Here is a 16,658-nt window from a genome sequence, read left to right as displayed (position 1 = left end):
GGAACCGTGGTGTAGAGGCCTAACATGCCTGCCTGTCACGCAGGAGATCGCGGGTTCGAATCCCGTCGGTTCCGCCATTAATCAAATTATGAACTGTGTACAAGCAGTAAAGTGGGAAGGGATATTCCTATAACACTTTATTTTTTTATGACTAGATTTTTTGAGTTCTCAGCAGAGATGAACTTGTGTTTTATGGCTCGGTAGCTCAGTCGGTAGAGCAGAGGACTGAAAATCCTCGTGTCGGCGGTTCGATTCCGTCCCGAGCCACCTTATATGGAGGCTTAGCGAAGTGGCCAAACGCAGCAGACTGTAAATCTGTTCTCTTACGAGTTCGGTGGTTCGAATCCATCAGCCTCCACCAGTCTTTGAGAGCCATTAGCTCAGTCGGTAGAGCACCTGACTTTTAATCAGGGTGTCGAAGGTTCGAGTCCTTCATGGCTCATCTGAAAGTCATCAACTATGGTTGATGGCTTTTTTTGCATATCTGGATATATTAGAAGAGTCGGTTTGCTGAGGCGTCATAAAATCTGATCAATTTTCGGCCTACATTAATAATCTGAAGAGTGGTGATGATGTGAGATCTGCCGAATCGATTCAGCAGCAGCTCCAGCAAATCATGGGTACTCCCTTTGGCATAGTATCCTTAGCGGATAGTTTGGAGCCGGCGTTGTCAGACTTCTTCAAAAAGGACAAATCGGATAGCGGCTCATTTCCCACATCTTTTATATTTGATGAGCTTGTATATTTTCCACATTATATTGGACTGGAAGACGCGATAGCCTTTACGGTGAATGAACATCAGATTACGCTTAGAGAGCGGCATTTAATTGAGGCGTTACTGGCTGGGCTGCAGACACGGCCATTACAGTCTCATAAAAGCAGGCTGAGTGAAGAGGAAAGAATGAGGCAGTTCGGGCAATGGCTGCAGCAGCAGAATATAGAAGAAAGCGGGCTGCCTCCCGCCGATTTGAACCTGTCGGATGATCTGGTTAATCGAATGGTTCCGCTTCTGCTTCAAGGAGACGGTTTGCAGGTCTCTTACTCCCAACTGAACAAGCTTCTGGATAGTTATCTGGGAGGAGATGTGCTGCTGGTTCCACTAGAGCAGAGAGAGTGGCTCATGCTGGCCAGTGAGAGCTTGGTGCTTGGGGGAGAAGATGAGAGGGACAAGGATCTTTCCGAGCCTGTTGAAGAGGTGCTGACTGCATTTGCACTAGGGCTGTATGAGCTGATCGCGAGCGAATGGGGCGGTGTATTCCATATCTCCATAAGCAGGCCGTTTCTGCCGACAGAAGGTCTCCCGGGAATTTTATCTCTGCTGCGGGAGACGCTGCATTTGGGCGAGCTGTTCCATGTGTCCGAGCATATTCATCTTCCTTGGGAGCTAAGGCTGGAAAGGCTGCTCTACAGCATTCCGGATGAGCAGAGACAGGGCTTTATTCAACAGGACGGCATAAATTCGGGGCTGTTCGGGGATGCGGAAACCTTGAGCACGCTGGATACTTTTTTTCAATTGGATTGCAACGTAAGCGAAACGGCCAAGAGGCTGTACGTTCACCGTAATACGCTGATCTACCGTCTGGATAAAATCAAGCAGGAAACCGGGCTGGATGTTCGGACTTTCAATGATGCGGTGCTGGTGCGTTTAATTTTGTTATTGTATAAAGTAACAAAAAGCAAATAGTTTTTTTGTGCAGTTTGTGGATAGCCACCCTGAGCAAGCTCGGGTAATATAACATTATAAATGTATTCGATTTCATAATTTGATTCAGGGAGGCAAAAGTCATGGCAGGTGTACGTTTAGAACATATTTTCAAAAAGTATCCGGGTTCTGACAAACCAACGGTTATCGATGTGAACCTGGACATTCAGGATAAAGAGTTTCTGGTGCTGGTAGGTCCGTCCGGCTGTGGTAAATCTACAACACTCCGTATGATTGCAGGGCTGGAGGAAATCTCCGACGGCAAGCTGTATATCGGTGACCGCGTCGTCAATGACGTAGCTCCGAAAGACCGCGACATTGCGATGGTGTTCCAATCCTACGCTCTTTACCCGCACATGAACGTATACCAAAACATGGCTTTTGGTCTGAAACTCCGTAAGGTAAAGAAGGATGAAATCGACAAACGTGTACGGGAAGCCGCAAAAATTTTGGACATTGAGCATTTGCTTGACCGCAAGCCGAAAGCATTGTCCGGCGGTCAGCGCCAGCGTGTAGCCTTGGGACGTGCGATTGTGCGTGATCCGCAAGTATTCTTGATGGATGAGCCGCTGTCCAACCTGGATGCGAAGCTGCGCGGCCAGATGCGTGCGGAGATTACCAAGCTGGCTAAACGCCTTGAGACTACCGTTATTTATGTAACGCATGACCAGGTTGAAGCCATGACGATGGGCGACCGGATCGTTGTTATGAAAGACGGCGTGATCCAGCAGGCCGCATCTCCGGATGAGTTGTACAACCGACCGGTGAATCTGTTTGTTGCCGGTTTTATCGGTTCTCCTACGATGAACTTTGTTAACGGCAAGCTTTCTGAAAAAGACGGTGGCATGTATTTTACGGCTAACAATATCGATCTGCTTGTGCCTGAAGGCAAAGCTCAGGTGCTGAAGAGCAAAGGTTATAGTGGTAAAGAGGTTATTTTGGGTATTCGTCCTGAGGATATCCATGAAGAGCCGGTATTCCTGGAGGCTTCTCCGAGAACGGTCTTTACATCCAATGTGGATGTAACCGAGAACCTGGGGCACGAAATGCTACTTTATCTGAGTGGTGCCGGCAGCGACACGATCATCGCCCGCGTAGATGGACGTTCCAATACACGTGAAGGCGCTCCAACAAAAATGGCGGTTGATATGAACAAAGTTCATATTTTCGATAAAGAATCTGAATTGAACGTTCTGATCGCAGACTAATCTGCAATCAGAACGAAGCAAGCCGCCTGTCCTTCGGGACAGGCGGCTTTTGGCATGTTTGGAACCGTTACGACAACGGCCAGAGCATTGCATTCGGCTACAAATTCCTTTACGATGGGGATACGCATATTGTGTTAAACATGGACAGTTTTTCGTACAGACATAACGGATTAGGACGAGGCTGAAAGGAAGAAAACACGACAATGGCAAAAAAGGTTAAAGTATCAGAGCTTGTACAGCAATTTCACCTGGAGGTTATATCCGGGGAGCATGGGCTCCGTAGAGCCATTACGGTAGATGACCTGAATCGGCCTGGTTTGGAGATGGCTGGCTATTTTGAATATCACCCGCAGGAACGGGTTCAGCTGCTCGGCAGAACCGAGCTCGCCTTCGTGTCCATGCTGCCAGCAGAAGACCGACGGGACCGCATGGACCGGTTATGCACCGAGCAGACCCCCTGTATTGTAATCACCCGTGGGCTTGATGTGCCGCAGGAACTGATCGAGATTAGCGCGGAGCGGAATATTCCCGTCCTGCGCAGCAGCATGGCCACTACTATTTTATCCAGCCGCATTACAGGGTTTCTGGAGCGCAAGCTTGCTCCTACTGCGACCATACATGGTGTGCTTTGTGATGTATACGGTGTGGGAATGCTCATTACCGGCGGCAGCGGCATCGGCAAAAGTGAAACCGCGCTGGAACTGGTCAAACGAGGCCACCGTCTGGTTGCGGATGATGCGGTGGAAATCCGTCAAACCTCCGATTTTCAACTGCACGGCACTGCGCCGGAGCTGATCCGGCATCTGCTTGAAATCCGCGGGGTTGGCATTATTAACGTTATGACTCTGTTCGGTGCCGGCGCAATCCGCAACAACAAGAGAATTACGCTGGTGGTACGGCTGGAAGCATGGCAGCAGGATAAACAATACGACCGTCTGGGACTTGACGAGGAAACAACGCGCATTATCGATACCGATGTCCCACTGGTCACCATTCCGGTTCGGCCGGGACGGAACCTTGCGGTCATTATTGAAGTGGCGGCCATGAATTACCGTCTGAAGCAAATGGGCTACAATGCAGCTCTGCAGTTTACGAATAAGCTGACGGCTACCATTTCCGAAGATATGGATGACTTGGACTGAAAACGCGAAGGGTAAACAAGGAGTGATTGAACGATATGGCGACATTGCTGATTGACCCGATTGCGTTTACGCTCGGGCCCCTGCGGGTACACTGGTACGGAATCATTCTCGGATTGGCAGCCCTTGTGGGTATGGTGGTCGCGATCCGCGAGGGTAAACGTTACGGAATACCCCAGGAATTTTTTATGGATATGCTTTTGCTCGGGGTTCCGTCTGCGATCATCGGGGCTCGGATTTATTATGTTGCCTTCAAGTGGGAGGATTATCGGGACAATCTTTGGGATGTATTCAAAATATGGAATGGCGGAATAGCGATTTATGGCGCTTTGATTGGCGCCATCATCTGCGGGTTCTTTTATTTCCGGTATAAAGGCTATAATTTCTGGCGAATTGCCGATATTTGCGCTCCGGGCCTTCTTGTCGGACAAATGATCGGCCGTTGGGGGAACTTCGTGAACCAGGAAGCCTACGGCGGACCTGTCGATGAATCGTTCCTGCGTTCGCAGCTCAACCTGCCTGACTTTATTGTGAACCAGATGAATGTGAACGGTGTCTACCATCACCCGACCTTTTTATATGAGTCCTTGTGGAGCTTGGCAGGCGTTATTGTGTTGCTTATCCTGCGCAGACGGCCTTTCCTCCGTGCGGGCGAACTGTTTGCTTCTTATTTCATCTGGTACTCGATTGGCCGTTTCTTCATTGAAAGGCTGAGAACGGACAGCCTGGCCTTCCAGGGACCGGAATGGCTCGTTTCGTTCATGAATGGTCTTTGGTCTCCGATGGTTTGGTTCGGCTTTGAGCCAGGGTACCTGGATCCGGCCTACGGGAATGTGCGTATCTCCCAGCTGTTGGCGGTAGGGCTGGTTGTAGCTGCAGTAATATTTATCATCATGCGACGCACGACGGGCAGGGCGCCAGAACGGTACAGCGATCCGATTGTATCCAGCAAAGCAACGGCAGATCAGCTGCCGGATATGGCAGCAGGGGAACAGGCTCAGCACCACGAGCAGCGTACGGTGCATTCGAAGAACGAGCTTGATGTCCCTGAAATTCCGGTCGCAGACCAGCAGAAGAAGGAGTAGTCATGATCAATACCATTTTGTTTGATTTGGACGGCACGATAATTGATACGAATGAACTGATCATCACTTCATTTCTCCATGTTTTGCAAGGGAAAACGATGCAGCCGTTGACCAGAGAAGTGATTATTCCGCATATGGGCGGAACGATGGAGAATCAGTTTCAGACCTTGACGGGTCTGGCGGATGTCGCCGGACTGGTAAGGGATTACCGGGCATATAGTATGCTTCATCATGATACTATGGTCAAGCCTTTTCCGAATGTGCTTGAAGTTGTCAAAACCTTGCATAAACAGGGCATTAAGCTGGGCGTGGTAACCACCAAAATAAGACCTAACACGATTCGTGTACTGGAAATGTTCGATTTGGCCTCCTATATGGGCAGCATTGTAACGGTGGATGATGTAGAGCATCCGAAGCCGCATGCCGAGCCTGTATTGAAGGCGATACAAGAGCTTAACGCGGACCCTGCTCATACGTTGATGGTCGGGGACAGCTCATTTGATATTCTGGCGGCCCAGGCGGCCGGGGTCCAATCCGCCGGCGTGGCGTGGTCTCTTAAAGGCGAGGAGACGCTGCGCGGCTACAACCCGGATTTTATGCTCAAGAACATGACAGATCTGCTGGACCTGGTCGCTCAAGGTACGGAAGCCAAGTGAGAAACGTAGAGCGATACCCTGTAGAGGGTCACAATGCTTTATGGCAGATCTATAAAACCGTTAGTCCATGGAAGGGCGTCAAAAATTTTATATGTATCCAGCTTGCCCGCTATTGTCCGGTACTGCCCCTCAAGAACTGGATTTATCGCCGTTTGCTCGGCATGAAGATAGGGGAGCATACCGCTTTTGGATTAATGGTTATGGTTGACGTGTTTTTTCCGGAAAAAATCTCGATTGGCCGCAATTCGGTCATTGGCTACAATACGACCATTCTCGCCCATGAATATCTGATCAAGGAATATCGGCTCGGCCAGGTGATCATCGGAGATGAGGTGTTGATCGGGGCGAACACTACGATTTTGCCCGGGGTTACGATTGGGGACGGAGCGGTGGTCGCTGCCGGCTCGATGGTTCACAAGAGCGTTCCTCCCGGCGCCTTTGTTGGCGGTAATCCGCTGCGGGAACTGAGTCGGGACTAAATAACTATTTTTTACCATAGAAATCTGCTGCACAGACAGCCCGCAACCCTTGAGGTTACGGGCTTTTACGTGTTTTTGACATGTTTCGGGAAGCAGCGGGAACAGGGGAAAGCGTTGAAATGAACTACATAATCCGGTATCGTTAAAAGGTCAGTTAACTGCAAAGGGGGAGTGGCCATGGCGGTGAGGCAGAAGGAAAGGCTGCCGCAGCTTGATATTTTCCGGGCTATTGCTATCCTTGGTGTTCTTCATGTGCATGCCACATCATACGCGGCCGGTGTTCAGGCATTGGATTCGCCTTATTATTTTATATTGAATTTTGTGAACATCTTTTTCAAGTATGGGACGCCATCATTTATTTTTCTAAGCAGCTTTGTGCTGTTCTACAACTATTACGACAGGTCGCTTGACCGTGCGCTGGTAAGCCGTTTTTACGGGAAGAGGCTGGGGTACATTCTAGTGCCCTATGTAATCATTTCTAGCGGGTACTTTATCTTGTCCCAACTGGTTAACGGCTTGCTCGGACAGCCGCTGATGGAGCATCTGTCCAGTTTTGTGCGCCAATTGCTGACAGGCTCAGCCTACACTCATTTATATTTTGTATTTATCAGCGTTCAATTTTACATTCTGTTTCCGTTTATGCTGAAGCTGCTGCAGTCCTCACGTTTTATGGTACGCTGGGCGATACCGTTCGGGCTCGCGCTACAGTGGATTTTCATTTTCCTGAACAAGTATGAATGGCAGATCCCGAACAAAGGCAGCTACGCCATTTCTTATCTGGCTTATTATATGATGGGGGCCTATGTGGCCCTGCATTTTGATAAATTCAAGGGTTGGCTGAAGGCTTCATGGAGGCAGATGTCTTCTGATCATAAAAGATGGACCCTCCTCTTATGGGGCTACTGGCTGATCGTATCACTGTTTCATGTGACACTGTGGTACTACGGCCGGCATGATGGCATTTGGGTCGATTCGTTATGGTATGAGCTGCTGTGGAATGTGCATACGATGCTGTCGTCGCTGGTGCTGCTGCAGGCGGCCTTCCGCCTGTACGACCAGGCGTCCCCGAGTGTCGTCACTTTCCTGATCCGCCTGGGGGAAGCTTCTTTTGCAATCTATCTGGTTCATCCGCTGATTTTGGCGATCTATCGCCGCTTTCGCTACTATATTCCCATCGATTCCTTCACGTACGTGGTCTGGATTTGGGGCGGGCTGCTTGTCGCACTGTTCATAACCTGGTTCATCGTCGTTTTCGGCTTCCGGTATGTTCCGTTTGCAAGGCTGCTTCTGGGAAGTGTGCCGAAGTCTTATTCGGCTGCGGGGAGAATTAAAGGAAGGCAGGTTGCGGGCCGGGTTCAAAAAGCAGATACGTGACAAATCAGGTTCGGCAAAATGACTGTTCGGTTAATCCTATATCCGAGCAGCCTTTTTTTGTTTGGGGCTGTGAATCAACGACTCAAAGAGCCTGAGTTTGACGGGTGCCAGAAGGCGTGTTAATATATCCAATATACTTTAGTTTATTATCGCTTTACCATAATGAAGAATGTGATGATGATTAGGCTATCGGGGTGAATAATCTATGTCTAAACCGAAAGGTTTTGAAAAGCCGGCCGGCGTCAGGGACTATCTGCCGCGTGCGGTCAGCAAGCTGCGTGCCATTGAACGCAATGTACTGGAATGCATGGAACGCTGGGGATACCGTCAAATTATGACCCCCACGATGGAATATTACGATACGGTTGGAGTGGCCAGTTCCACCTCAGACCAGAAGCTTTTCAAGCTGCTCAACAATCGGGGTACTACCCTTGTGCTGCGGGGGGATATGACTGCACCGATTGCCAGGGTGGTATCCTCCCTGTTGAAGGAAGAGCCGCTGCCGCTCCGATTGTCCTATCATGCCAACGTGTTTCGTGCCATAGAGGAAGAGGCGGGCAGGGAAGCGGAGTTTTTCCAGACCGGTCTTGAACTGGTGGGGGACGATTCACCCGAGGCGGATGCCGAAGTAGTAGCTCTGGCGATTGCCTCGCTGCAGGCTGCGGGCGTAAGCTCCTTCAAGATTGCGATGGGACATGTCGGATTTCTGAACGGATTGTTTGAAGAGGTCATCCCGGGCCGTACGGATGAGCAGGAGGGATTGAAGGAGCTGCTGCTCAAGCGGGATGTGGTCGGTTACCGGGCGGCTATAGGCAGGCTGGATATTGAACAGGATCACTTAAGCAAGCTGGAGTCGATTTTGCGTCTGCGCGGTGGAAAGGGAGTCTGTGAGCAGGCGGAGGCGCTTAGCACAGCACCGGGGGCCCTGTCCTCGATTTCCCACCTGTGCAAGGTGTGGGAGGTGCTTGAGGCATATGGTGTGGCCGAGCAAGTCCTGATCGATCTGACGATGATCGGGGATTTCTCCTATTATACAGGCATGACTTTTGAAGGTTATGCGGGCGAGATCGGCTCGCCCGTGTGCAGCGGAGGCCGCTACGACAATCTGCTTCAGCAGTTCGGGCGCGACATTCCTGCCACAGGCTTCGCACTGAAGACGAACCGGATTGTGGATGGCATTGAAGGTATTCAAGCTCCGGTCCGGCTCCCGATCCTGATCAGATACGACGAATCCGGGCGCAAGGAGGCCTTTGAAAAGGCAGCTCAGCTTCGTTCGGCAGGAAATATTGTTGTTACGCGGCTGATCGGAGGCGGGGAGCTTTCTGAAGAACCTTTTGTAGAGGAGCAATCATACGAAGCGATTTATACTTACAAGCCGGGCGCGTCGGCTCTCGGCCCTCGTTAACAGGAAAAGCAGGAAAAGGAGGTTTCGTCATGACGGATATGCTGAAGGTGGCGATGCCCAAAGGGCGTATATATAAACAGGCATCCCAATTGCTGCGCGAAGCAGGCGTACCTATCCCGCCAGACGTGGATGACACGCGCAAACTGGTTATCCCCCTGCCGGAGCTGGGCATGGAGTTTATTATGGCCAAACCTGTCGATGTCCCGACCTATGTGGAATACGGAGCGGCGGATATTGGCATCGTGGGCAAGGATGTGCTGCTGGAAGAAAACAAGGACGTATATGAGCTGCTGGATCTGGAAATAGCCCGCTGCCGCATGTCCGTGATCGGACTCCCGGATTGGCAGCCGGGCATTCACCAGCGTGTGGCGACCAAGTATCCACGTGTGGCGTCCCAATATTTCAGGGAGCAAGGCCAGCAGGTTGAGGTCATCAAGCTGAACGGCTCCATTGAGCTGGCTCCGCTGATCGGGCTTGCCGATCGTATCGTCGATATGGTAGAGACGGGGCAGACGCTGCGGGAAAACGGACTGGTCGAGCAGACCAGCATTTTGGATATTACAAGCAGGCTGATTGCGAACCGGGTCAGCTACCGGATGAAAAATACAGCAATTCAGGAGCTGTGTGACCGGCTGCAGCAGATCATCCCGGGCAAAGCCGTGCAGCCGCAGGGAGGCATCAGAGTATGAAGATCGTATCTGCCCGTGATTTCAAACTGCAGCGGGAGGTGGATTACGGAACTCCTGAGCAGAATCAGGCCGTTAAAGATATTATTCACGGCCTGCGCGCCGAGGGTGACGCTGCTCTGCTGCGTTACACGGAAGCCTTTGACCAGGTGACACTGTCACCACAGGATTTGCGTATTTCCCCGGATGAGCTGCAGGCGGCTTACAGCCGGGTGGAGCCATCCTTCCTTGAGGCGATCCGCGCCGCGGCGGCCAATATCCGCGCATTTCATATGAAGCAGAAGCGCAACTCGTGGATGGATCTGCAGCCGGACGGAAGCCTGCTCGGACAGATCATCCGCCCGCTGAAACGGGTCGGCGTATATGTCCCTGGCGGCAAGGCCGCTTATCCTTCCTCGGTGCTGATGAATGTCATCCCGGCACAGGTTGCCGGCGTTCCCGAGATCGTGATGGTCACTCCGCCCGCAACCGGCGGCAAGGCCGGGATCGATCCCTATACGCTGGTGGCCGCTGCCGAAGCAGGGGTAACGGAAGCGTACCGGATTGGCGGCGCGCAGGCCATTGCGGCATTGGCGTACGGAACGGAGACCATCCAGCCGGTCGATAAAATATGTGGTCCAGGCAATATTTACGTAGCGCTCGCCAAGCGCGAGGTATACGGAGCCGTCGATATTGACAGCATCGCAGGGCCGAGCGAAATTGTCGTGCTCGCGGACGATACGGCCAATGCGGCTTATGTGGCGGCGGATTTGCTCTCCCAGGCGGAGCATGACGAAATGGCTTCTGCCATTCTCGTCACCCCTTCGCGCAGGCTGGCTGAAGCCGTATCGGCCGAGGTGCAGAAGCAGCTCGCCGAGCTGCCGCGCCGTGCAATTGCCTCCGCCTCTATTGAACAATATGGGGCGGTTATCGTGACAGACACGCTGCAGGAAGGCATCGAAGTCGTGAACCGCCTCGCTCCGGAGCATCTGGAGATTATGGTGGAGAATCCGATGGCGTATGCCGGGCTGATTGAAAATGCGGGCGCCATTTTCCTTGGCACATACAGCTCGGAGCCGGTAGGCGATTATTTTGCCGGGCCTAATCATATCATCCCGACGAACGGGACGGCGAGATTCTCCTCGCCGGTGGACGTGGACGATTTTATCAAGAAATCCAGCTTGATTTATTACAGTAAAGAAGCCCTGTTCAAGAATGGCGCAGCGATCATGGAGCTGGCCCGCCATGAAGGCCTGGAAGGGCATGCCCGGGCGATCGGGATCCGGCTGCAAAACGAAGGAGAGGCGGGATAAGGGATGGATAATATCGGCAACGGACAGGTACGGTCGGCTGAAGTAAGCCGCAGAACGAATGAAACGGATATCCAGCTGGCATTTACGGTGGACGGAACAGGGAAGTCGGAGATCGAGACGGATGTGCCTTTTCTGAACCATATGCTCGACCTGTTCACCAAGCACGGCCAGTTCGACCTGAAGGTCGACGCCAAAGGCGATATCGAGATCGATGATCATCATACAGTGGAGGACATCGGAATCTGTCTGGGGCAGACGCTGCTGCAGGCCCTTGGTGATAAAAAGGGGATCAAACGTTATGCCAGCGTGTTTGTTCCTATGGACGAAGCGCTCGCACAGGTGGTAATCGATCTGAGCAACCGCCCGCACTTCGAATACCGGGCACAGTATCCTTCCCAACAGGTAGGCAGCTTCTCCACTGAGCTTGTGCACGAATTTTTGTGGAAGCTCGCGCTGGAGGGGCGGATGACGCTGCATGTGATCGTTCATTACGGCCAGAACACTCATCATATGATTGAAGCGGTGTTCAAAGCGCTGGGCCGCGCGCTTGATGAAGCGACCAGCATCGATCCGCGTGTGACGGGGGTGCCATCCACGAAAGGGGTGCTGTAATCCATGGCCATTGCAATTGTGGATTACGGCAGAGGCAACCTGCACAGTGTCAGTAAGGCGGTGGAGCGGCTCGGTTATGAGGCTGTTGTCACGGGTGACGAAGCTGAGATTCGGACCGCCGACGGCGTCATCCTGCCAGGGGTAGGCGCCTTCGGAGACGCGATGGACCATCTGCGCGGCAGCGGTCTGGACCGCGTCGTCAAGGAAGCGGCCGCCGCCGGGCAGCCGCTGCTTGGCGTATGTCTCGGGATGCAGCTGCTGTTCAGCAGCGGGGAGGAATACGGAGAGCATGAAGGGCTTGATATTTTGCCGGGAACGGTTGTGCGCTTCCCGTCCGCTTCAGGCTTGAAGGTGCCGCACATGGGCTGGAACCGGCTGTATTTCTCGCAGGAGGATCACCCGCTGTTTGCGGGACTTGAAGAGGGGCATGTCTATTTTGTGCACTCTTATCACGCCAAGACGGAGCAAGCCTCCGATCTGCTGGCCGTAACGGATTACGGCGGACCGGTCACGGCGATTGTTGGTCGGGATTCGGTATACGGCATGCAGTTTCACCCGGAAAAGAGCGGCCAGCTCGGCATGAAGCTGCTCGGTAACTTCCTTGCATTGACGGGAGCCGTGCGAAAGCCGGAAGGGCAGAACTCATAATACAGCTAATTTCAGCATAGTTAAGGAGGCAGTCATGTTTACGATCTATCCAGCCATTGATATTCGTGACGGCAAGTGTGTGCGTCTGATCCAGGGAGACTATAACCGTGAAACGGTTTATAATGATAACCCGCTTGAGGTCGCACAAGAGTGGGAGCGACTTGGAGGCACATTCATCCACCTGGTTGACCTGGACGGTGCCAAGGCCGGGCACCCTGTGAACGATAAGCTGATCGGGCAAATTGCAGCTGCGGTCAGTGTCCCCGTGCAAGTAGGAGGCGGCCTGCGCACCCGCAGTGATGTGGAGCGGCTGCTGACCCTTGGGGTAAGCCGCGTCATTCTCGGTACAGCCGCTATTGAAGACCGCGCATTCACGGAAGAGGTGCTCGGGGCGTACGGAGACCGGGTTGCCATTGGGCTGGACGCCCGGAACGGTTATGTGGCGACAAGAGGCTGGCTGGAAACGTCGGAGGTAAAGGCAGAAGAGCTCGCGCGCGAGCTCGCGGCCAAAGGGGCGGAGACGTTCATCTTCACGGATATCTCGCGGGACGGCATGATGCAGGGGCCAAATGTAGAGGCAATACTCTCTCTCGCTAAAGCCAGCGGACGCACGGTAATCGCTTCTGGCGGAGTGAGCGTGATGGATGACCTGCTGAAGCTGTCTGTCCATGCGCAGGAAGGCATCGGTGGTGCGATCGTCGGCAAGGCGCTGTATACAGGCAGCATCAACCTGAAGGAAGCGGTTGGCGCCGTGGCGGGCATAACCCGTTAACCGAGGAAGCGGAAAAGGGGGATCAGCAATGCTGGCGAAACGCATTATCCCATGTCTGGACGTGAAGGACGGACGGGTAGTCAAAGGTGTTAATTTTGTGAATCTGCGCGATGCGGGCGATCCCGTGGAGCTGGCTGCTCTGTATGACCGCGAAGGTGCCGATGAGATTGTGTTTCTGGATATCTCGGCGTCTGTGGAAGGCCGGGCGACCATGGAGGAAGTCGTACGCCAGACCGCAGGAGAAATTAAGATTCCGTTTACGGTAGGGGGAGGAATCTCCCAAGTGCAAGACATGAAACGGATTTTGCGCGCAGGGGCGGACAAGATTGGCATTAACACAGCTGCTGTGCTCAATCCGCAGCTGATTACGGACGGAGCCCGCAGCTTCGGCTCCCAGTGTGTCGTCGTGGCGATCGACGCGAAATATAACGAGGCGTGGGGCGAGTGGGAGGTCTATACTCATGGCGGCAGAAAGCCATCCGGCATCCGTGCAATAGCCTGGGCCAAGGATGCGGAGCGGCTGGGAGCCGGTGAAATTTTGCTGACCAGCATGGATGCGGATGGCACGAAGGACGGCTTTGATCTGCCGTTAACCTCGGCTATCGTGGATGCGGTTGGCGTTCCGGTCATCGCCTCCGGCGGAGCCGGGCGGAAGGAGCATTTCTATGATGTGTTCACCGAGGGCAAGGCGGATGCGGGGCTGGCGGCGACCATCTTTCATTATAAAGAAATTGCGATCCCTGAATTGAAGCGTGATTTGAAGGACAGAGGAGTGGAAATACGATGAGTGACGATATACGGCAGGAGCTTTCTCTGGAGCAGCTTCTTGAACATATCCGTTGGGACGCTTCGGGTCTCGTCCCGGCCATTGTGCAGCATGCGGCTACGGGACAGGTGCTGACACTGGCCTATATGAATCAGGAGTCCTTGAGGTTGTCGCTGGAAACCGGTCAGACGTGGTTCTGGTCCCGTTCCAGGCAGGAGCTGTGGCACAAGGGGGCCACTTCCGGCAATACACAGCAGATCGTTCGGATGAGCCTGGATTGCGACGGGGACAGTCTGGTCGTTCAGGTGAATCCACAGGGCCCGGCCTGTCACACCGGGGAAGAGACCTGCTTTTATCGTGACATTGCCGTCGGCACGGACCCAGGACTGCAGAGGGCAGCACGCTCAGGCAGCGGGCGGTTTGCGGTGCTGGCCGAGCTGGAGGCTGTCATTGCGGAACGGGAGCGGACGCGCCCGGAAGGCGCGTATACGACGTATCTGTTTGACAAGGGCGTGGACAAAATTCTGAAAAAAGTCGGCGAAGAGGCTTCCGAGACCCTTATTGCCGCCAAAAATAAAGATAACGATGAGCTGCGGCTTGAGGTCAGCGACCTGATCTACCATCTGTTAGTGCTGCTGCAGGAGCGGAAGCTGCCGCTGGACGACATTATGGCCGAGCTGAACCGCAGACATGAACGGCCACGCAGGGATTAGTTTTTCGCAACGGCTTGAATTTATCACTTTGCAGAGGAGTAGCGTTTATGCGTATTGACTACCACACGCATCATGCCCGCTGCGGACATGCGTCCGGGAGCCTTGAGCAATATGTTCAGCAGGGAATCCGCCTCGGGCTGGATCAGCTGGGCTTGTCCGACCATATGCCGCTCCTGCATGTGAATCCGGCGGATTATTACCCGGAGATGGCCATGTCAATGGAGGAGCTGCCGTGTTATGTGGAGGAATGTCTGGAGCTGAAAGAGCGCTACCGTGGGCAGATCGACATTCGCGTCGGCCTTGAAGGGGATTATATCGAAGGCTGGGAGCGGCAGATTGAGGACATTGTTGTCTCTTATCCTTGGGATTATGTCATCGGATCGGTGCATTTTCTGGGCGAATGGGATGTGACGGATTTCCGTCAGGTGCATCATTGGGAGGGCAAGGATGTGCTCAGCGTGTACCGTACATACTATGACGCCGTAGCCAAAGCCGCCGCCACGGGCTTTTATGATATCATGGGGCATCTGGACGTAATCAAAAGGTTCGGGCATAAGCCTGCTCCGGAGCAGGAAGAGGAGTTGCGTGCATTGGAAAAGGGGGCTCTTGCCGCGGTGGCGCGCAGCAGCCGCGCCATGGAGCTGAACGCCTCCGGCCTGTCCAAGCCGTGCGCGGAAATGTTCCCGAGCAGGCGCATGCTTGAGGAAGCGCATCGTCTCGGCATCCCTGTAACCGTAGGCTCTGACGCACATCAGCCTGAAAAGCTGTCAGAGCATCTGGATCAGGCCCGCGAGTTGCTTTACAAGGTTGGTTATCGTGAGCTGGCTGTCTTTGAAAAAAGGGAACGTTCTAGCGTAAAGCTAACCATATAAAATATGTTCAAGCTGGTTATTTCTACAAATGACCGGCTATTTCCATATGGCGGTCCTGAAAGGTATAATAAAAACGTCTATCGACGTACATTCAAAGAAGCCAGACCGCGTTTAGAGTGAAATCTAAATATAAATCAAAGTATACGAGCAATAGACTGGGTTACCTATGTTCGAGACCGTAAAGCTGCCGAAGGAGGAAAACGATGCAACCGTCCTTGCGTATTTTTTCCGGATCTTCGAATCCGAGGCTTGCCCGCGATATTTGCGACAAGCTCGGCGTTGAGCTGGGCAAGATCAAGCTGTCCCGTTTCAAAAGCGGTGAAATTTATGTGCATTATGAAGAGAGCATTCGGAACTGTGACGTTTTTCTTGTGCAGTCTTTGGCTCACCCCGTCAATGAACTGTTCGTCGAGCTGCTGGTCATGATCGACGCGGCCAAACGGGCTTCGGCACGTACCATCAACATTATTATTCCCTATTACGGTTATGCCCGCCAGGAGCGCAAGTCGGCGCCGCGTGAACCCATTTCCGCCAAAATGGTGGCCGATGTGCTGACAACGGTAGGGGCGTCTCGAGTGGTTACGCTGGATCTGCATGCAGCAGCCATACAGGGCTTTTTCAACATTCCGGTGGATCATCTGACCGCGCTTGATCTCATCAGTGAATATTTGCGGACGAGCGGTATCGAAAAGCCTGTGATCGTATCGCCGGACGCAGGCAGGGCATCCATGGCGGAGAAGCTGGCGAACCGTATGGACTCGCCTTTTTCCATCATGATCAAGAAAAGACCGGCCCACAATGAATCCGTCATTACGCATCTTATAGGTGACGTGGAAGGCAGGACGCCGATTATTATTGAAGATTTAATCGATACCGGTTCTACGATCGTTAATGTGGTTGAGGGGCTGAAGGAGAAAGGGGCAGGAGAGGCCATCGTATGCGCCACCCACGGACTGTTCTCCGGCTCCGCTCTGGAGAAGCTGAAGCATCCTTATATCCGGGAGATTGTGATTACGGACTCCATTCAGCTGCCGGAGGAGGTTCCGGACAGGCTTACGGTGCTTCCCGTCGCCCCGATGCTGGCCCGCGCTGTCCGCATCATTGTGGATGGCGGATCTATAGCGACTCTATTCAAAGACGCGGGTATATAAAGCCCGTGTCTTTGAGCTGCGTTCTATGAAACCATTTGGGTGAAATTACAGAAAACATGCTTTCAAATGGGATGAGCAGCGCTTCAAACTTATGTTAT

Annotated in this window: 17 protein-coding genes and 4 tRNA genes; all 21 read left to right on the top strand. The window is 53.0% G+C overall.

Going from position 1 to position 16,658, the window contains the following annotated elements; genetic code table 11:
• A tRNA-Asp gene (locus ACE41H_RS23220) sits at nucleotides 1-77 on the top strand.
• 117 nt (nucleotides 78-194) lie between these two features.
• Nucleotides 195-267: transfer RNA gene (locus ACE41H_RS23215), tRNA-Phe, on the top strand.
• A gap of 8 nt (nucleotides 268-275) precedes the next feature.
• Nucleotides 276-361, top strand: a tRNA-Tyr gene (locus ACE41H_RS23210).
• A gap of 8 nt (nucleotides 362-369) precedes the next feature.
• Nucleotides 370-442, top strand: a tRNA-Lys gene (locus ACE41H_RS23205).
• A gap of 132 nt (nucleotides 443-574) precedes the next feature.
• Nucleotides 575-1,684 carry a PucR family transcriptional regulator gene (locus ACE41H_RS23200; RefSeq protein WP_375357941.1) on the top strand — a complete coding sequence of 370 codons (1,110 nt, stop codon included), beginning with the start codon at nucleotides 575-577 and terminating at the stop codon, nucleotides 1,682-1,684.
• A gap of 101 nt (nucleotides 1,685-1,785) precedes the next feature.
• Nucleotides 1,786-2,910 carry an ABC transporter ATP-binding protein gene (locus tag ACE41H_RS23195; protein WP_375357940.1) on the top strand — a complete coding sequence of 375 codons (1,125 nt, stop codon included), beginning with the start codon at nucleotides 1,786-1,788 and terminating at the stop codon, nucleotides 2,908-2,910.
• 203 nt (nucleotides 2,911-3,113) lie between these two features.
• The gene (gene hprK, locus ACE41H_RS23190; RefSeq protein ID WP_375357939.1) at nucleotides 3,114-4,052 is read left to right on the top strand and encodes an HPr(Ser) kinase/phosphatase; all 939 of its coding nucleotides are present in this window, start codon (nucleotides 3,114-3,116) and stop codon (nucleotides 4,050-4,052) included.
• 35 nt (nucleotides 4,053-4,087) lie between these two features.
• Nucleotides 4,088-5,134 carry a prolipoprotein diacylglyceryl transferase gene (gene lgt / locus ACE41H_RS23185; RefSeq protein WP_375357938.1) on the top strand — a complete coding sequence of 349 codons (1,047 nt, stop codon included), beginning with the start codon at nucleotides 4,088-4,090 and terminating at the stop codon, nucleotides 5,132-5,134.
• Nucleotides 5,135-5,136: 2 nt separating this feature from the next.
• Nucleotides 5,137-5,790: a pyrophosphatase PpaX gene (gene ppaX / locus ACE41H_RS23180; RefSeq protein WP_375357937.1), complete on the top strand. Its 654-nt coding sequence runs from the start codon at nucleotides 5,137-5,139 to the stop codon at nucleotides 5,788-5,790.
• Nucleotides 5,787-6,269, top strand: a complete 483-nt coding sequence (locus ACE41H_RS23175) for an acyltransferase (RefSeq protein ID WP_375357936.1) — start codon at nucleotides 5,787-5,789, stop codon at nucleotides 6,267-6,269. Before ppaX ends, ACE41H_RS23175 begins: the two co-directional genes overlap by 4 nt.
• A 177-nt stretch (nucleotides 6,270-6,446) precedes the next feature.
• Complete coding sequence (locus tag ACE41H_RS23170; RefSeq protein ID WP_375357935.1) at nucleotides 6,447-7,643, top strand: acyltransferase; 1,197 nt, start codon at nucleotides 6,447-6,449, stop codon at nucleotides 7,641-7,643.
• 205 nt (nucleotides 7,644-7,848) lie between these two features.
• Nucleotides 7,849-9,048, top strand: a complete 1,200-nt coding sequence (locus ACE41H_RS23165; protein WP_375357934.1) for an ATP phosphoribosyltransferase regulatory subunit — start codon at nucleotides 7,849-7,851, stop codon at nucleotides 9,046-9,048.
• A 29-nt stretch (nucleotides 9,049-9,077) separates the two neighbouring features.
• A complete protein-coding gene (hisG, locus tag ACE41H_RS23160; protein ID WP_375357933.1) occupies nucleotides 9,078-9,737 on the top strand; it encodes an ATP phosphoribosyltransferase in 660 nt (219 codons plus the stop codon).
• Nucleotides 9,734-11,026, top strand: coding sequence for a histidinol dehydrogenase (hisD, locus tag ACE41H_RS23155; protein ID WP_375357932.1), 1,293 nt, complete (start codon nucleotides 9,734-9,736; stop codon nucleotides 11,024-11,026). The genes hisG and hisD overlap by 4 nt, the downstream gene beginning before the upstream one ends.
• A 3-nt stretch (nucleotides 11,027-11,029) precedes the next feature.
• Nucleotides 11,030-11,638 carry an imidazoleglycerol-phosphate dehydratase HisB gene (hisB, locus tag ACE41H_RS23150; RefSeq protein ID WP_375357931.1) on the top strand — a complete coding sequence of 203 codons (609 nt, stop codon included), beginning with the start codon at nucleotides 11,030-11,032 and terminating at the stop codon, nucleotides 11,636-11,638.
• A gap of 3 nt (nucleotides 11,639-11,641) precedes the next feature.
• On the top strand, nucleotides 11,642-12,286 hold the full coding sequence (gene hisH, locus ACE41H_RS23145) for an imidazole glycerol phosphate synthase subunit HisH (protein WP_375357930.1): 645 nt from the start codon (nucleotides 11,642-11,644) through the stop codon (nucleotides 12,284-12,286).
• A 34-nt stretch (nucleotides 12,287-12,320) separates the two neighbouring features.
• Nucleotides 12,321-13,058: a 1-(5-phosphoribosyl)-5-[(5-phosphoribosylamino)methylideneamino]imidazole-4-carboxamide isomerase gene (hisA, locus tag ACE41H_RS23140; RefSeq protein ID WP_375357929.1), complete on the top strand. Its 738-nt coding sequence runs from the start codon at nucleotides 12,321-12,323 to the stop codon at nucleotides 13,056-13,058.
• A 28-nt stretch (nucleotides 13,059-13,086) separates the two neighbouring features.
• Nucleotides 13,087-13,845: an imidazole glycerol phosphate synthase subunit HisF gene (gene hisF / locus ACE41H_RS23135; RefSeq protein WP_375357928.1), complete on the top strand. Its 759-nt coding sequence runs from the start codon at nucleotides 13,087-13,089 to the stop codon at nucleotides 13,843-13,845.
• Complete coding sequence (hisIE, locus tag ACE41H_RS23130) at nucleotides 13,842-14,537, top strand: bifunctional phosphoribosyl-AMP cyclohydrolase/phosphoribosyl-ATP diphosphatase HisIE (RefSeq protein ID WP_375357927.1); 696 nt, start codon at nucleotides 13,842-13,844, stop codon at nucleotides 14,535-14,537. The genes hisF and hisIE overlap by 4 nt, the downstream gene beginning before the upstream one ends.
• Before the next feature lie 47 nt (nucleotides 14,538-14,584).
• Nucleotides 14,585-15,409, top strand: coding sequence for a histidinol-phosphatase HisJ (gene hisJ, locus ACE41H_RS23125; RefSeq protein WP_375357926.1), 825 nt, complete (start codon nucleotides 14,585-14,587; stop codon nucleotides 15,407-15,409).
• 203 nt (nucleotides 15,410-15,612) lie between these two features.
• Nucleotides 15,613-16,560, top strand: coding sequence for a ribose-phosphate diphosphokinase (locus ACE41H_RS23120; RefSeq protein WP_375357925.1), 948 nt, complete (start codon nucleotides 15,613-15,615; stop codon nucleotides 16,558-16,560).
• Nucleotides 16,561-16,658 lie beyond the last annotated feature (98 nt).

The organism is Paenibacillus enshidis (assembly GCF_042136365.1).
Lineage (GTDB): Bacteria > Bacillota > Bacilli > Paenibacillales > Paenibacillaceae > Paenibacillus > Paenibacillus enshidis.
Note: the sequence above shows the minus strand (reverse complement) of the source record. Positions and strands in the feature narration are given on the sequence as shown.

Excerpts from the sequence above, each read along its gene's own strand:
- ACE41H_RS23195 (WP_375357940.1), top strand. The coding sequence starts at position 1,786 with ATGGCAGGTGTACGTTTAGAACATATTTTCAAAAAGTATCCGGGTTCT.
- hprK (WP_375357939.1), top strand. The coding sequence starts at position 3,114 with ATGGCAAAAAAGGTTAAAGTATCAGAGCTTGTACAGCAATTTCACCTG.
- lgt (WP_375357938.1), top strand. The coding sequence starts at position 4,088 with ATGGCGACATTGCTGATTGACCCGATTGCGTTTACGCTCGGGCCCCTG.
- ppaX (WP_375357937.1), top strand. The coding sequence starts at position 5,137 with ATGATCAATACCATTTTGTTTGATTTGGACGGCACGATAATTGATACG.
- ACE41H_RS23170 (WP_375357935.1), top strand. The coding sequence starts at position 6,447 with ATGGCGGTGAGGCAGAAGGAAAGGCTGCCGCAGCTTGATATTTTCCGG.
- ACE41H_RS23165 (WP_375357934.1), top strand. The coding sequence starts at position 7,849 with ATGTCTAAACCGAAAGGTTTTGAAAAGCCGGCCGGCGTCAGGGACTAT.
- hisG (WP_375357933.1), top strand. The coding sequence starts at position 9,078 with ATGACGGATATGCTGAAGGTGGCGATGCCCAAAGGGCGTATATATAAA.
- hisD (WP_375357932.1), top strand. The coding sequence starts at position 9,734 with ATGAAGATCGTATCTGCCCGTGATTTCAAACTGCAGCGGGAGGTGGAT.
- hisB (WP_375357931.1), top strand. The coding sequence starts at position 11,030 with ATGGATAATATCGGCAACGGACAGGTACGGTCGGCTGAAGTAAGCCGC.
- hisH (WP_375357930.1), top strand. The coding sequence starts at position 11,642 with ATGGCCATTGCAATTGTGGATTACGGCAGAGGCAACCTGCACAGTGTC.
- hisA (WP_375357929.1), top strand. The coding sequence starts at position 12,321 with ATGTTTACGATCTATCCAGCCATTGATATTCGTGACGGCAAGTGTGTG.
- hisF (WP_375357928.1), top strand. The coding sequence starts at position 13,087 with ATGCTGGCGAAACGCATTATCCCATGTCTGGACGTGAAGGACGGACGG.
- hisIE (WP_375357927.1), top strand. The coding sequence starts at position 13,842 with ATGAGTGACGATATACGGCAGGAGCTTTCTCTGGAGCAGCTTCTTGAA.
- hisJ (WP_375357926.1), top strand. The coding sequence starts at position 14,585 with ATGCGTATTGACTACCACACGCATCATGCCCGCTGCGGACATGCGTCC.
- ACE41H_RS23120 (WP_375357925.1), top strand. The coding sequence starts at position 15,613 with ATGCAACCGTCCTTGCGTATTTTTTCCGGATCTTCGAATCCGAGGCTT.